The organism is Streptomyces sp. NPDC016640 (assembly GCF_043076215.1).
Taxonomy (GTDB): Bacteria; Actinomycetota; Actinomycetes; order Streptomycetales; family Streptomycetaceae; genus Streptomyces.
Window position 1 is genome coordinate 93,037 of sequence record NZ_JBIBRG010000003.1, and the last position, 15,103, is coordinate 108,139.

Here is a 15,103-nt window from a genome sequence, read left to right on the forward strand (position 1 = left end):
AAAGGATTGACCCTAGTGCTTGGGGAGGATCTTTCCCTCGTTGTGCTGCGCAACACGCTACGCGGCTTCGTGATTCCCCTCATCGCCGGGACCGCAACCCTGACCCACCCGGTACCCGCCCGGTACACACCCGGAACCTTTCCCGGGAACCCTTCCCGGGACCCGCGGGATCCCCGGCTCACTCCAGGGGGAAGCCGGTGTAGGCCTCGGCGAGGTCGGTCCCGGCGGCGCGGGAGGAGGTGACGCGCTCCAGCCGGGCGAGCTGGAGCCGGTCCTCGAAGGCGGTGGCGTCCGGGGCGCGGTGCAGCAGGGTGGTCATGTCGCAGGAGAACCGTTCGGCCTGCCAGACCCGGCGCAGACAGGTCGCGGAGTAGGCGTCGAGGAGGGCGGCGGAGCCCGTCTCCCGCTCGTGCGCCAGCGCCCGCGCGAGGGTCACGGCGTCCCCGACGGCGAGGTTGAGCCCTTTGGCCCCGGTGGGCGGCACGACGTGGGCGGCGTCCCCGGCGAGGAAGAGCCGGCCGTGGCGCATGGGCTCGTGGACGTAGGAGCGCACGGAGGTGACCGACTTCTGGGTGACGGGGCCGCGCCGCAGCGTCCAGCCGTCGGCGGTCTCGAAGCGGCGCTCCAGCTCCCGCCAGATCCGCTCCTCGCTCCACTCCCGCGCGTCGGTCCCCTCGGGCACCTGGAGGTAGAGGCGGGAGACGGCCGGGGAGCGCATGGACAGCAGGGCGAAGCCGCGGTCGTGGCGGGCGTAGACCAGCTCGTCATGGGAGGGCGGCACCTCGGCGAGGATGCCGAGCCAGCCGAAGGGGTACCTCTGCTCGAACACCCGCCCGATCCCGGCGGGAACGGCTCCCCGGGACACCCCCCGGAAACCGTCGCAGCCGGCCACGTAGGCGCACTCCAGGACGTCCTCGCGGCCCTCGTGGCGGAAGCGGACGCGCGGACGGCCGGTGTCCGCGCCCTCGACGGCCAGCGCCTCGGCCCCGAAGAGCAGCGGGCCGCCCCCTTCGAGGTGGAGGGCGATGAGGTCCTTGCAGATCTCGGTCTGGGGGTAGACCGTCACGGACCGGCCGCCGGTGAGGGCCGGGAAGTCGACGCGGTGCCGTCGCCGGTCGAAGCGCAGCTCGATCCCGTCGTGCCGCAGCCCCTCACGGTCCATCCTGGCCCCCGCCCCGGCCGCCCGGAGCGCGTCCACGGTCCCCTGCTCGAGGATGCCGGCCCGCTGCCGCCGCTCGACGTGGGCGCGGTCGCGCACTTCGAGGACGACCGCGTCGATCCCGGCGTTGCGCAGCAGCCGGGCCAGCAGCAACCCGGCCGGCCCGGCACCGATGATGCCGACGGTCGTACGCATCGGTCGTTCCCTTCGCCGGCTGTCCGCGTGGTGAACACCTCTTCGCCGGACGGACGCGGGCGAGGGCCCGGCCGCGTCCGCACGCTGTCGACGGTTTTCCGGGCGCTCCGGGGTCCGGGCTCCGCGGGATCCGGCGATTGGGGCCGTTATGCGCGCCATGTGCACACGCTAAGACGTGGACGCGCCGACGACGCCGAGGCGGGGAGGATGCGGCACCGGCCGGTCGTCGCCGAGCGGCGGCGACGTGCGTAGTGGTGCCCGGAGCCGGACTTGAACCGGCACGCCCGCTGAGGGGCAGCGAGGTTTAAGCTCGCCGTGTCTGCATTCCACCATCCGGGCAGGCCATGGGCTCCGCTTTCGAGGTTCCGAGCCTATCGGGGGACCCTCCCGGGAACAGCGGCGGGATGGACCGATCTTGTCTTATTTTATTGATACCTGAGGGTGCATCAGCACTCGGAACCTGCCGTCAGCACGTGCCCACAGCGTTGCGTGTGACGGTGTGTCACGCATGCGGAATGACGGAATTTCACCGTTCGAACAAGGGCGCTCCACCTGTTCCCGGGCCGCCCCCCGGCTCGGGGTCCGCCGTCATCCCCAGGTATGACACCGCGCCCGGCGGTCCGCCCCGAGTCGCCCCCCGGAACGGGAGCAGCGGGTGACTACACGGCGGCAAAGCGGCGAAACGATGGACCACATCCCCAGAGAACGTGTCGTCCCGACAGGAGAGTCCATCCCGTGACCACCGCACCCACCGCCGAACGGACCACCGCCGTGGCCGCCCGCGCCACGGAGCTGTCGAAGATCTACGGCCAGGGCGAGACCCAGGTGGTCGCGCTGGACCGGGTCTCCGTCGACTTCCGGCAGGCCGAGTTCACCGCGATCATGGGCCCCTCGGGCTCCGGCAAGTCCACGCTGATGCACTGCGTCGCCGGCCTGGACACCTTCTCCTCCGGCTCCGTGCGCATCGGCGACACGGAACTGGGCTCGCTGAAGGACAAGCAGCTGACCAAGCTGCGCCGGGACAAGATCGGCTTCATCTTCCAGGCGTTCAACCTGCTCCCGACGCTGTCCGCCCTGGAGAACATCACGCTTCCGATGGACATCGCGGGCCGCAGGCCGGACAAGCAGTGGCTGGACACCGTGATCCGGATGGTCGGCCTGTCCGACCGGCTGAGCCACCGGCCCTCGCAGCTGTCCGGCGGTCAGCAGCAGCGGGTCGCCGTGGCGCGGGCGCTGGCCTCCCGGCCCGACATCGTCTTCGGCGACGAGCCCACCGGAAACCTCGACTCCCGTTCCGGCGCCGAGGTGCTGGGCTTCCTGCGCAACTCCGTGCGCGAGCTGGGGCAGACGGTGGTGATGGTGACCCACGACCCGGTCGCCGCGGCCTACGCGGACCGGGTGGTCTTCCTCGCGGACGGCCGGATCGTGGACGAGATGTACGGGCCGACGGCCGACTCGGTGCTCGACCGGATGAAGCAGTTCGACGCCAAGGTCCGCACCAGCTGACGCCCGCCCGCCCCCGCCCGCCCCCACCCCGTACGTCTGGACTCGAGAAGACACCCATGTTCCGTACCGCCCTGCGCAATGTGCTCGCGCACAAGGCCCGGCTCCTGATGACCGTGCTCGCCGTGATGCTCGGCGTGGCCTTCGTGTCGGGGACCCTGGTCTTCACCAACACCCTCTCCGACGCACTGCAGAACCAGTCCGCCAAGGGCTTCGACCACGTCGACGTCGCCGTCACGCCCAAGTGGAAGGACGCCGAGGGCGACAGGGTCGGCGAGTACCGGGAACTGACCCGCGACCTCGTCGACGACAGCGCCCGGGTGCCCGGCGCCGAACGGGCCATCGGGATCGTCACCGGCTTCGCCGCGCTCGCCGACCGGGACGGCAAGCTGATCGGCGACGGCTTCCAGTCGCAGGGCGGCAACTACTGGGGCACCGAGGACCCCCGGTATCCGCTGGTCGACGGCCGCGCGCCGAAGGGCGGGGGCGAGATCCTCATCGACTCCGAGACCGCGAAGCGGGCCGGCTACGAGGTCGGCGACACCGTACGGTTGTCGGTCGACGGTCCCGTCCTGGAGCCGGTGATCGCCGGCGTCTTCACCACCGACGACGGCAACGTCGCGGCCGGCGGCAGTCTCACCCTGTTCGACACGGCGACCGCGCAGAAGCTGTTCGGCGAGGCGGGCGCCTTCCACGAGATCGCCGTCAAGGCGAAGGCGGGCGTCGGCGAGGCCGCGCTGCAGGCCCAGCTGAGGAAGGCGCTGCCCTCCGACGTCGTGGAGACCACGACGGGCACGAAGCTCGCCGCCGACCAGGCGGAGATCATCGCCTCCTCGATGAGCGGCCTGAAGCAGGGACTGCTGGTGTTCGCCGGCATCGCGCTGTTCGTCGGTACGTTCATCATCGCCAACACCTTCACCATGCTGGTCGCCCAGCGCACCAGGGAACTGGCCCTGATGCGCGCGGTCGGCGCCTCCCGCCGCCAGGTCACGCGGTCGGTGCTGATCGAGGCCTTCGTGGTCGGCACGGTCGCCGCCGTCGCCGGGCTGGTCGCCGGTGTCGGCATCGGCGCGGGGCTGCGCTCGCTGATGGGGACGCTGGACGCGCCGATGCCCGACGGGCCCCTGGTGGTCAGCCCGGGCACGATCGGCTCCGCGTTCGTGGTCGGCATCCTGGTCACCATGCTCGCCGCGTGGCTGCCAGGCCGCCGGGCGGCGAAGATCCCGCCGGTGGCGGCGATGGGCTCGGTGCACGCCGCCGCGACCACGAAGTCCCTGGTGCTGCGCAACACCCTGGGCGCGCTGTTCTCGGCCGCCGGTGTCGCGGTGGTCCTCGCGGCCACGACGATGAACGGTTCCGACGGGCAGGCGCCCATGGGGATCGGCGCGGTGCTGCTGATCATCGGAGTCTTCATCCTGACGCCGCTGCTGTCCCGTCCGCTGATCGCCGCCGCCGCTCCGGTGCTGCGCGTCTTCGGGGTGTCCGGGAAGCTGGCCCGGCAGAACTCGGTGCGCAATCCGCGCCGTACGGCCGCCACCGCGTCCGCGCTGATGATCGGCCTCACCCTGATCACCGGAATGACGGTGATGGCGGGCAGCCTGCAGAAGTCCATCGACAAGATGGCGGCCTCCGCGATCGAGGCGGACTACGTGGTGTCCATGGCGAACGGCAACGCGCTGTCGCCCGACGTCGAGAAGAAGCTGAAGCAGACCGACGGCGTCACCGCCACCAGCCCGATGCGCAACGCGGTCTCCCGCATCGACGGCCGGACCGACTTCCTGACCGGCGTGGACGGCCGCACGATCGGCGAGCTGTCGGAGTTCCCGGTCCGGGACGGCGTCTTCGAGGTCGGCGGCACGCGGGTCGCCGTGGACGAGGACACCGCCGAGTCCTACGGCTGGAAGACCGGTTCGGCCTTCACCGTCGCCTACGAGGACGGCGCGAAGCAGAAGCTCACGGTCGCCGGCGTCTACGAGGGCAACGAGATGATGCGCGGCATCATGGTCGACGTCGCGACCCTCGCCCCGCACGAGTCGGAACCGGCCGACATGATGGTCATGGTGAAGACCGCCGACGGCGCCTCCGACGGCGTGAAGGACGCGCTGGAGAAGGCGCTCGGCACCAACCCGGCCATCGAGGTGCAGGACAGGAAGGACCTGTCGAACGAGATCGCCCAGATGTTCACGCTGATCCTGAACATGGTCTACGGCCTGCTGGCGATGGCGGTGATCGTGGCGGTCCTCGGCGTGATCAACACCCTGGCGATGTCGGTGTTCGAGCGCTCCCAGGAGATCGGCATGCTGCGGGCGATCGGCCTGGACCGCAAGGCCACCAAGCGGATGGTCCGGCTGGAGTCCCTGGTGATCTCGCTGTTCGGCGGGGTGCTCGGGATCGGTCTGGGCGTGTTCTTCGGCTGGGCGGCCGGTGAGCTGGTGGGCACGTCGATGGCGACGTACGAACTGGTCCTGCCGTGGGGCCGGATGGCGCTCTTCCTGACGCTGGCCGGGGTGGTGGGCGTCCTGGCGGCCCTGTGGCCGGCCCGGCGGGCGGCCCGCCTGAACATGCTGCAGGCGATCAAGGCCGAGTAGGCGCACGGCGCGGCGCACGGCGTGACGCGTGGCGCGGGCCCCGTCCCCTTCAGGGGACGGGGCCCTTGGTCTCGAAAGGCGCGGGCCGGTGGGCCGTGGTCTGCCGGTGCGGCGGCGCGGTGGCGTTCGAAGGCGAGCGCGGACGCGGCCGTGCACAGCTGCCGGAGGCGGACCCGGTCCGGGCCGGTGAGGGCCACCGCGCGGGCCCGGGCCGGTCCGGGCCGGGCCGGGCCCGCCGCCCAGCGGCGCGGGGTGGTCCCGTCCCGGGCCCCGGCGGGCCCCGCTCCCCGGACACGCCGAAGGGGCCGCCCGCACCACGGATGGCGGGCGGCCCCTTCGGGGAGGTGTGACCGGGGTGGGTCAGGAGGCCTTGGCCTCGGTCTTCTCCTGCTTCGCCGCCGCGGGCGCCGGCGCCGGCTTGGCGGCCTCGTAGAACTCCTCGCGCGGGGTCTCGATCGCGCCGAGCGACACGACCTCGCGCTTGAGGAACATGCCGAGGGTCCAGTCGGCGAAGACGCGGATCTTGCGGTTCCACGTCGGCATGGCCATGCCGTGGTAGCCACGGTGCATGTACCAGGCGAGCCGGCCCTTGAGCTTGATCTTCATCTTGCCCATGACGATCATCGCCACGCCCTTGTGCAGGCCGAGGCCCGCCACCGCGCCCTTGTTGGCGTGGCTGTACTCCTTCTGCGGGAAGCCCCGCATGCCGGAGACCACGTTGTCGCCGAGGGCCTTGGCCTGGCGCAGCGCGTGCTGGGCGTTCGGCGGGCACCAGGCGTTCTCGTTGCCGGCCTTGCGGCCCACGAGGTCCGGGACCTGGGCGTTGTCGCCGGCGGCCCAGATGTAGTCGGTGCCCTTGACCTGGAGGGTCGGCTCGGTGTCGACGTGGCCGCGCGGGCCGAGGGGCAGGCCGAAGCGGGACAGGGCCGGGTTCGGCTTGACGCCGGCCGTCCACACGATGGTGCTGGAGTCGACCTCGAGGCCGTTCTTCAGCACCACGTGGCCGTCGACGCAGGAGTCCATCGAGGTGGACAGGTAGACCTCGACACCGCGGCTCTCGAGGTGCTCCTTGCCGTACGCGCCGAGCTTGGGACCCACTTCGGGGAGGATCTTGTCGGCGGCGTCGACGAGGATGAAGCGCATGTCCTCGCGGGACACGTTCTTGTAGTACTTGGCCGCGTCGCGGGCCATGTCCTCGACCTCACCGATGGTCTCCGCGCCGGCGAAGCCACCGCCCACGAAGACGAAGGTGAGCGCCTTGCGCCGGATCTCCTCGTCCGTGGTGGAGTCGGCCTTGTCGAGCTGTTCGAGGACGTGGTTGCGCAGGCCGATGGCCTCCTCGATGCCCTTCATGCCGATGCCCTGCTCGGCGAGCCCGGGGATCGGGAAGGTGCGGGAGACCGCGCCGAGCGCGATCACCAGGTAGTCGAAGGGCAGCTCGTACGCGTCGCCGACCAGCGGGGCGACGGTGGCGACCTTGCGGTCCTGGTCGATGGTGGTGACCCGGCCGGTGAGGACCTCCGCCTTGGGAAGCACGCGTCGCAGCGGGACGACGACATGCCGCGGGGAGATGCTGCCGGCGGCGGCTTCGGGGAGGAAGGGCTGGTAGGTCATGTACGACCGGGGATCGACGACCGTGACGGTCGCCTCTCCGTAGCGCATCTTCTTCTGAATGCGCCGAGCTGCGTACAGGCCTACGTACCCACCGCCTACTACGAGGATCCTGGGACGCTCCGTGGTGCTCATGCCATCGAGTATCCACCCGGTTCGGAGGGGTACCTCGTGCGCCCCTTCACAAGGTCCGACAGGGCCTGTGCTACACTCCCGCGCTTCTTGATCCAGATCACAGCGCGAAGCGGGAACCGGCGCACCCTTCGGCGCGTTGTCAATGCCGCGTGAGCTGCCTCTCTGCCGGTTCCGAGGCGCCGTGAGGCGGGCCCCCGACGCCACCCGGCAGCCCCCGGAAGCATCCCGCCTTCCACCTTCCGAACGCCTTCAAAGGGGCGTCGGGACCCCGGACGGGTCAACCGAATCCAATTCTTCGATCTACCGGGGCCATTTCCTTGTGAAGAACTTCACGAACTTTCCCGGCGGAGGTCCGCCAAGGGGCCCGCAGAGACCTCCAGGAGCCGCTCAAACGCCGCTCCGACAGCTCAGCAGAGTACTACCGGAGGGTAACAAAAGAGGTCCGCGCCGCGGACGGATCAACGACGCCGACCCGTCGCCCGCGCCGCCGAGGCGGGCGACCGGCGGGACGCCCACCGCGGCCCGTGACGCCCCACCCGACACCGGGACCGCCGGGCACCGCCCCTCACCGCACCTCGCTCGCCGTGAAATAAGCGATGCCGTCCAGGATGTCGTGTTCCGACACCACGACCTCCTCGGCGCCCGTCCGCTCCATGATCGACAGCAGGACGAGGGCGCCCGCGCCGATGACGTCGACCCGGCCCGGATGCATGGAGGGCACGGCCGCGCGTTCGGCGTGGGTGGAGCGCAGCAGCCACTCGGTGATCCCGCGGACGCGGTCCCGGGAGACGCGGGAGTGGTGGATCGCCGCGGAGTCGTACCCGGGGAGGTCCTGGGCGATCGCGGACACCGTCGTGACCGAGCCCGCCAGGCCGACCAGCGTGCGCGCCTCGCGCAGCGGAACCGTCTCCTCGGCGCGGTCCAGGGCGGCCTCGATGTCGGCGCGCATCGCCGCGATCTGCTCCTCGGCCGGCGGGTCCGTCACGGCCCCGTCCCGCACCAGGTGCCGCTCGGTCATCCGCACGCAGCCCACGTCGACGGAGCGGGCCGCCCGCACGTGGTCGTCCCCGACGACGAACTCGGTCGAGCCGCCGCCGATGTCCACGACCAGGAACGGGCGGTGCAGGTCGGCCCGGCCCGTCAGCTCCTTGGTGGCGCCGGTGAAGGAGAACTCCGCCTCCTGGTCGCCGGTGATGACCTCGGGCTCCACGCCCAGGATGTCCAGCACCCCGCGCACGAACACGTCGCGGTTCCCCGCGTCGCGGGAGGCGGAGGTGGCGGCGAAACGGAGGCGTTCCGCGCCGTGCTCCTTGATGACCTCCGCGTACTCGCGGCAGGCGGCGAAGGTCCGCTCCAGCGCCTCGGGCGCCAGCCGTCCCGTGCGGTCGACGCCCTGGCCGAGCCGGACGATCGTCATCCGGCGGTCCAGGTCCGTCAGTTCACCGGTGGCCGGGTCCGCGTCGGCCACCAGCAGCCGGATGGAGTTCGTACCGCAGTCGATGGCGGCGACCCGGGTCACTGGTCGTCCCCCTTCGCCGCAGTGGTCCCGGGGAGGGTCACGCAGGGGCCCTTGCTCCACCACCGGGGCAGCATCGCCAGCGCCTCGTCGCCCAGCGGGTTGACGCCGGGGCCGGCTGCCAGCGAGTGGGCGACCAGGACGTGCAGGCACTTGACCCGGTCCGGCATGCCGCCCGCGCTCGGGAAGTTCCTCAGCTCCTCGATCTCGTCGCGGCGCCGGACGTAGTCCTCGTGCGCCGCGCGGTAGGCGGCCGCCAGCTCCGGGTCGGCGGCCAGCCGCTCGGTCATCTCCTTCATCACGCCGTTCGCCTCCAGCGTGCCGATCGCGGAGTTCGCCCTGGGGCACGTCAGGTAGTACAGCGTCGGGAAGGGCGTGCCGTCGGGCAGCCTCGGCGCGGTCTCCACGACGTCCGGCTGCCCGCAGGGGCAGCGGTGCGCGATGGCGCGCAGTCCGCGCGGGGGCCGCCCGAGCTGCTGCTTGAAGGCCTCGACGTCCGTGTCGGTGGGCTCGGTGCGCGGGGTCGTGGGCGGAGGCGTTTCCATACCTGTCTTTCTGCGGATCTCTGCGGCTTTCAACAAAGGGTCGGCCAGGAGGTCACCGGCCGGCGGCGTCGGCCTTGTCGACACCGTCCCAGACGTTCGCGTACCAGGGGCGGTCGGCGGCGTCGAGGTCGGTGCGCGACTGCTCGGCCGTACCCGGGTCGATGACGATGTAGCCGGTCTCGCCGGGCAGGACGTAGTGCAGCCGGCGGCGGATCTCCTGCTCGGCGTACGCGTCGTCCTGCCAGCGTGCCTTCAGGTCGCGCAGCCGTTCGACCCGTCGGCGGGTCTCGTCCTGCTCCTGCTGGAGGTCGGCGATCTCCGCGCGCTGGGAGGCGTACTGCCGCATGGGGTAGGCGAGGGCCACGATCAGCGAGCAGACCACCAGGGCGAGCAGTGCCGCCCGGCCGGTCAGCCGGGAACGGCGGGCCTGGCGTTTGGTCTGCGAGCGGTAGACCCGGGCCGCGGTCTGCTCACCGATCAGCCGGATCCTGGTCGCGGTGGAGAACCGGTCCCGGTCCTTCACGGCCATGTCTGTCCGCCTCCCGCTCCACCGTCATACGCGCGTACGTCCCCGGACACGGTACGGGACCGAGTACGGGGACGTACGTACGACGCTTCCTGCGGCCGGGGGCTCAGCCCTTGAAGCGGGGGAAGGCGCTGCGGCCGGCGTACACCGCGGCGTCGTCGAGGATCTCCTCGATGCGCAGCAGCTGGTTGTACTTGGCGACGCGCTCGGAGCGGGCCGGGGCACCGGTCTTGATCTGGCCGCAGTTGGTGGCGACGGCCAGGTCGGCGATGGTGACGTCCTCGGTCTCGCCGGAGCGGTGGGACATCATGCACTTGAAGCCGCTGCGCTGGGCGAGCTCGACGGCGTCCAGGGTCTCGGTCAGCGAGCCGATCTGGTTGACCTTGACCAGCAGGGCGTTGGCGGCGCCCTCCTCGATGCCGCGGGCGAGGCGCTCGGGGTTGGTGACGAACAGGTCGTCGCCGACGAGCTGGACCTTGTCGCCGAGCTTGGCGGTGATGGTCTTCCAGCCCTCCCAGTCGTCCTCGAACAGCGGGTCCTCGATGGAGACGAGCGGGTACGCGTCGACGAGCTCCGCGTAGTACTCGGTCATCTCGGCGGCGCTGCGCTCCTTGCCCTCGAAGGTGTAGACGCCGTCCTTGTAGAACTCGGAGGCGGCCACGTCCAGGGCCAGGGCGATCTGCTCGCCGGGGGTGTAGCCGGCCTCCCTGACCGCCTCGAGGATGAGGTCGAGGGCCTCGCGGTTGGAGCCGAGGTTCGGGGCGAAGCCGCCCTCGTCGCCGAGGCCGGTGGCCAGGCCCTTGCTCTTCAGGACCTTCTTGAGGGTGTGGTAGACCTCGGCGCCCCAGCGCAGGGCCTCGGAGAAGGTCTCCGCGCCGATCGGGGCGATCATGAACTCCTGGATGTCCACGTTGGAGTCGGCGTGCGAGCCGCCGTTCAGGATGTTCATCATCGGCACCGGCAGCAGGTGCGCGTTCGGGCCGCCCAGGTAGCGGAAGAGCGGCAGGTCGCTGGCCTCGGAGGCGGCGTGGGCGACGGCGAGGGAGACGCCGAGGATGGCGTTGGCGCCGAGGGAGCCCTTGTTGTCGGTGGCGTCCAGGTCGAACATCGCCTGGTCGATCAGGCGCTGCTCGGTGGCGTCGTAGCCGACGAGCTCCGGGCCGATCTGCTCGATGACGGCCAGCACGGCCTTCTCGACGCCCTTGCCCAGGTAACGGTTGGCATCGCCGTCGCGGAGTTCGATGGCCTCGAAGGCGCCGGTGGAGGCGCCGGAGGGGACGGCGGCACGACCCGTGCTGCCGTCGTCGAGGCCGACCTCGACCTCGACCGTGGGGTTGCCTCGGGAGTCCAGGATTTCCCGGGCTACGACGACGTCGATGGACGGCACGAGCATCTCCTTCGTGAATGTGACGCGGGTGAGCGGGACCGCGGCGGGTCCTGCGAGACCGAGCCTAACCGGCTCCGGGCGATCGGCCATCCGGTCGCCCACCTCATGGACGGAACCGAGAGGAAATTGTTTCCGAACGGAACAAAGACAGGCCCGAAAACCGGGCGGAACGGAAACGGAAAAAGCCCCGCCCCGGTGCGTACGGGGGAGAACGCACCGGGGCGGGGGTCCGCGGGACGGGAGGGGCCTGCGGCCGCTCCCTTACTTCAGGTGCAGCTGCTGGCCGGGGTAGATGAGGTCGGCGTCCTCGACGATGTCGTCGTTCAGCTCGAACAGCTCGGCCCAGCCACCCTCGACGTCGCGCTCCTGGGCGATCGAGCTGAGGGTGTCGCCCTTGGCGACCTTGTACTCGCCGTCACCCTTGGCGACCTTCTTGCCGGTCGGGGTGGTGACGGTCTTCTTCACCGCTTCCCGCTCGGCCGAGCGGGAGGCCTTCTGCTCGGTCTCGCGGGGCTCGGTGGAGCCGGCGCCCTGGCTCTCCTGGGTCTGCGTGGAGCCGCTCTCCTGAGGCTGCGTGGAGCCGCTCTCCTGGGGCTGGGTGGAGCCGCCGCCGCTGTAGGGGCTGCTCGACAGGTTCACCCCGCAGACGGGCCAGGCGCCCTTGCCCTGGCCCGCGAGGACCTTCTCGGCGATCTCGATCTGCTGGGCCTTGCCGGCCTGGTCGGCGGTGGCGGCGTACTGGGTGCCGCCGTACGCGGCCCAGGTGGAGGCGGAGAACTGCAGACCGCCGTAGTAGCCGTTGCCGGTGTTGATGGACCAGTTGCCGCCGGACTCGCACTGGGCGACGGTGTCCCACTCGGCGGCGGTGGCGGCGGAGGCGTTGCCGGCCGCCATCAGGGGGGCGGCGACGGCGGCGCCGGTGACACCGACGACGGCGATAGCGCGGGTGGCCTTGGACTGACGACGGTGCTTGCCCTTGCCGGAAAACAGCATGGATGGATCCCCTCACCGACGCCTGCGAGGTGAGCTGTCGGGTTCGGGCCGGTTGAGTTGCCCGGCCGCGTCCCTGAGGGGACGCGGCTTCACCCCGAGCCGTGTCCGGCGTCAACTGCCCGGACTCGGCGCCTACCTTGGGTCCCCCGCTCCTGCCTACGGCGCATGACGCGACGACTGTTCCCGTGCTGCCACTGGCAGGATTAGGCGTTGCGGCAGCCGGGGCCCGCGATGGCGAGCGATCACGACCGTAGCCACTCGGTCGGTGGAATATCAAAGACGATCAGGGCCTTTGAGACCTATCTCTCACAGCCTTTAAATCGGACATTCACCCCGAATGGTGGCGCCAACTGCCGCTGCCGCCAGGCCTTTCCGCAGGTCACCTTTCGTCCGGTTCGACCCCGACCGCAAGCTCCTGACCGGGCAGGATGAGGTCCGGTTCGGCACCGACGACCTGTTCGTTCACGGAGTAGAGCGCACGCCATCCGCCGTCCAGCCCAAGGGAGTCGGCGATGGACGACAGACTGTCCCCGGAGCGCACGGTGTAGGAGCCGTCCGCGGCGTCGCGCGAGGCGTCGGAACCGCGCGAGACGTGCCGGCCGGACGAGTCGGACGCCCGGCCCCGGCCCTCCCTTTCCTCGGCTTCCGCGGCACCGGTGCCGCGGTGACGGCCGGTGCCGGTGTCCTCGGTGCCGGTGAGGCCGGAAGAGCCGGTGGTCCGCCCCGGCTTGTCCGGCTCGTCGCTCCTCGGAGCGGCTGAGGCGGAGGGAGAGGCAGCGGCATCGGCGTCCGAGTCGGCCGCCGCGTCGGCCGCCGCGTCGGCCGCCGCGTCGCCGGAGCCCGCCGGCTCGCCGGCCGTGCCCCGGGGGGCGTCGGCCCCCTCCGCGTCCTCCGTGCCGGAGGCGGGCGAAGGGGAGGGGGAGGCGGACGCGTCACCGGAGTCCGGCGACTCGGACGCGTCCGGCGCCGGGTCCTCCGCCACACCCGTGTCGACGCCGGCCGACGCCGAGTCCTGCTCCAGGCCCGCGAGCAGTCCGCAGGTGCGCCACGCGCCGACCCCCTGGTCGGCGAGGATTCTCTCCGCCACGGCTATCTGCTGGCCCCGGCTGGCCTGGTCGGCGCTCGGCGCGTAGTCCAGGCCGCCGTAGGCCTCCCAGTCGTCCTGGGTCAACTGCAGGCCGCCGTAGTAGCCGTTGCCCGTGTTCTGGCTCCAGGAGCCGGCGCTCTCGCACTCGGCGACCCGGTCCCAGGTCGCGCCGTCGGCCGCGCTGGCGCTTCCGGCCCCGAGGAGCGGGATCGCGATGGCGGAGCCGGTCACTCCGGCCGCGACGAGGAGAGCCGGAGCCTGGCGGGGGCGGCGGTGCCGACCATTCCCGGAGAGCATGCGGGAGACCTTTCACACGACAGCGATGACCCGCGCGGCGGATGAAACCTGGGTGCCGCGCTGAGGGGTGAACGTATCGGCAGAGGATCACTTGTCACAAGTTCATGCCGCGCAGATAACGTGAAGATCACAGAGTTGAGAGCGTGTCACGTTTGCGCTGGTCCGACGGGGGGCACGGGGAGCGGCGCCCGGTCCTCAGGTGTACGCGGGAGTGAATTCCACCGGCAGCGTGCGCAGTCCGCGCATGATGAGCCCGCCGCGCCACCGGAGTTCGGCCGGATCCACCGCGAGTGCGAGGTCCGGCAGCCGGGTCAGCAGCGTGGCGAGCGCGGTCTGCCCCTCCAGCCGGGCCAGCGGGGCGCCCAGGCAGTAGTGGATGCCGTGCCCGTACCCCAGGTGCTGGTTGTCGCGCCGGCCGAGGTCGAGCACGTCCGGGTCGCCGAACCGTTCCGGATCGCGGTCCGCGGCGGCGAGGACGACGAGGACCGGGTCGCCGGCCGCGATGCGCTGCCCGCCGATGGTGACCGGCTCGGTGGCGAACCGCCAGGTGGCGAGCTCCACGGGGCCGTCGTACCGCAGGAGTTCCTCGACGCCGGTCTCCAGCAGCCCGTGGTCGCCGGCGGCGAGGGCCCGCTGCAGGCGGTCGCGCTGCCCGGGATGGGTGAGCAGGGCGTACGTGCCGTTGCCGATGAGGTTGACGGTGGTCTCGAAACCGGCGAACAGCAGGATGAACGCCATGGCCGCGGCCTCGTTCTCGGTGAGGTGCTCGCCGTGGTCGGAGGCCCGGATGAGACCGGAGATCAGGTCCTCGCCCGGCGCCGGTTCGGCGGGCAGTTCCGCGCGCTTGCGGTGGATGAGCTCGGCGAGGTAGCCGCGCATCTTCTTCACGGACCGTGCCACACCGCCCCGGGGGCCGCCCTGGTGGCGGATCATCATGCCCGCCCAGTCCCGGAAGTCGTCCTGGTCCTCCCGGGGGACGCCGAGCAGGTCGCAGATGGCGTGGATGGGGAGGGGGAAGGCGAAGTCGTGGATGAGGTCGGCGGAGCCGCGGTCCGCGAACCGGTCGATGAGCCCGTCGGTGAGCTCCTGCACACGGGGCGCGAACTCGGCGACGCGGCGCGGGGTGAACGCCTTGCTGACCAGCCGGCGCAGCCGGGTGTGGTCCGGCGGGTCGATGTTGAGCAGATGCGTCATCAGCTCGGCCTGGCGTTCCCCGGGGATGCCGGTCCTGCCCTTGGCGTGCGCGGGCTCGTCGTGGTGCGCGGGGTTCTTGGACAGGCGGGGGTCGGCGAGGGTCTGTCTGGCGTCGGCGTACCGGGTGACCAGCCAGGCCTCCACCCCGCTGGGCAGCCGCGTCCGGTGCACGGGGGCGTGCTCGCGCAGCCAGGCGTAGGCGGGGTAGGGGTCGGCGGCGAACTCCCAGGTGAACAGCTCGGGGGCGGGTCCGTGCGGGTGCGGCGGGGTGGGCTGGTCATGCATTGCGGCGACCTCTGCTGGGGGCGCGGGGCGGTGTCGACGTGCGGCTCCGCCGCGTGGGCGCTGACGGGGGTCCGGGGGCGGA

11 protein-coding genes, 1 tRNA gene and 1 riboswitch are annotated in these 15,103 nt (G+C 71.5%); of the genes, 2 read left to right on the forward strand and 10 right to left on the reverse strand.

Annotation, left to right across the window (positions count from 1 at the left end; translation table 11 throughout):
- Positions 1-178: 178 nt before the first annotated feature.
- Together ACF07S_RS07285 and ACF07S_RS07290 are read right to left on the reverse strand one after the other, a co-directional pair.
- The gene (locus ACF07S_RS07285) at positions 179-1,354 is read right to left on the reverse strand and encodes a 4-hydroxybenzoate 3-monooxygenase (RefSeq protein WP_391963563.1); all 1,176 of its coding nucleotides are present in this window, start codon (positions 1,352-1,354) and stop codon (positions 179-181) included.
- A 252-nt stretch (positions 1,355-1,606) separates the two neighbouring features.
- Positions 1,607-1,693: transfer RNA gene (locus ACF07S_RS07290), tRNA-Leu, on the reverse strand.
- 396 nt (positions 1,694-2,089) lie between these two features.
- Between ACF07S_RS07290 and ACF07S_RS07295 the strand changes: the two genes are divergently transcribed.
- Positions 2,090-2,860 (forward strand): ABC transporter ATP-binding protein, encoded by a 771-nt coding sequence (locus tag ACF07S_RS07295; protein WP_391963564.1) that lies wholly within the window; start codon positions 2,090-2,092, stop codon positions 2,858-2,860.
- Positions 2,861-2,916: 56 nt separating this feature from the next.
- Entirely contained in the window at positions 2,917-5,445 is a 2,529-nt protein-coding gene (locus ACF07S_RS07300) for an ABC transporter permease (protein WP_391973643.1), read from the forward strand.
- 360 nt (positions 5,446-5,805) lie between these two features.
- On the opposite strand, the gene ACF07S_RS07305 is transcribed toward ACF07S_RS07300, so the two are convergent.
- The 8 genes from ACF07S_RS07305 to ACF07S_RS07340 all read right to left on the reverse strand — a co-directional run bounded on the left by ACF07S_RS07305 (position 5,806) and on the right by ACF07S_RS07340 (position 15,021).
- Positions 5,806-7,191, reverse strand: coding sequence for an NAD(P)/FAD-dependent oxidoreductase (locus tag ACF07S_RS07305; protein ID WP_391963566.1), 1,386 nt, complete (start codon positions 7,189-7,191; stop codon positions 5,806-5,808).
- A 565-nt stretch (positions 7,192-7,756) separates the two neighbouring features.
- On the reverse strand, positions 7,757-8,710 hold the full coding sequence (locus ACF07S_RS07310) for an exopolyphosphatase (RefSeq protein WP_391973644.1): 954 nt from the start codon (positions 8,708-8,710) through the stop codon (positions 7,757-7,759).
- Positions 8,707-9,252, reverse strand: coding sequence for a DUF501 domain-containing protein (locus tag ACF07S_RS07315; protein ID WP_391973645.1), 546 nt, complete (start codon positions 9,250-9,252; stop codon positions 8,707-8,709). Before ACF07S_RS07315 ends, ACF07S_RS07310 begins: the two co-directional genes overlap by 4 nt.
- A gap of 52 nt (positions 9,253-9,304) precedes the next feature.
- The gene (locus ACF07S_RS07320) at positions 9,305-9,781 is read right to left on the reverse strand and encodes a septum formation initiator family protein (protein ID WP_391963569.1); all 477 of its coding nucleotides are present in this window, start codon (positions 9,779-9,781) and stop codon (positions 9,305-9,307) included.
- 103 nt (positions 9,782-9,884) lie between these two features.
- Complete coding sequence (gene eno / locus ACF07S_RS07325) at positions 9,885-11,165, reverse strand: phosphopyruvate hydratase (RefSeq protein WP_391963570.1); 1,281 nt, start codon at positions 11,163-11,165, stop codon at positions 9,885-9,887.
- Positions 11,166-11,426: 261 nt separating this feature from the next.
- Positions 11,427-12,158: a transglycosylase family protein gene (locus tag ACF07S_RS07330; protein WP_391963571.1), complete on the reverse strand. Its 732-nt coding sequence runs from the start codon at positions 12,156-12,158 to the stop codon at positions 11,427-11,429.
- Positions 12,159-12,162: 4 nt separating this feature from the next.
- Positions 12,163-12,332, reverse strand: a riboswitch (cyclic di-AMP (ydaO/yuaA leader).
- 205 nt (positions 12,333-12,537) lie between these two features.
- Positions 12,538-13,542: a transglycosylase family protein gene (locus ACF07S_RS07335; protein ID WP_391973646.1), complete on the reverse strand. Its 1,005-nt coding sequence runs from the start codon at positions 13,540-13,542 to the stop codon at positions 12,538-12,540.
- Between the two features lie 195 nt (positions 13,543-13,737).
- Positions 13,738-15,021, reverse strand: coding sequence for a cytochrome P450 (locus ACF07S_RS07340; RefSeq protein WP_391973647.1), 1,284 nt, complete (start codon positions 15,019-15,021; stop codon positions 13,738-13,740).
- Between the last annotated feature and the right edge of the window lie 82 nt (positions 15,022-15,103).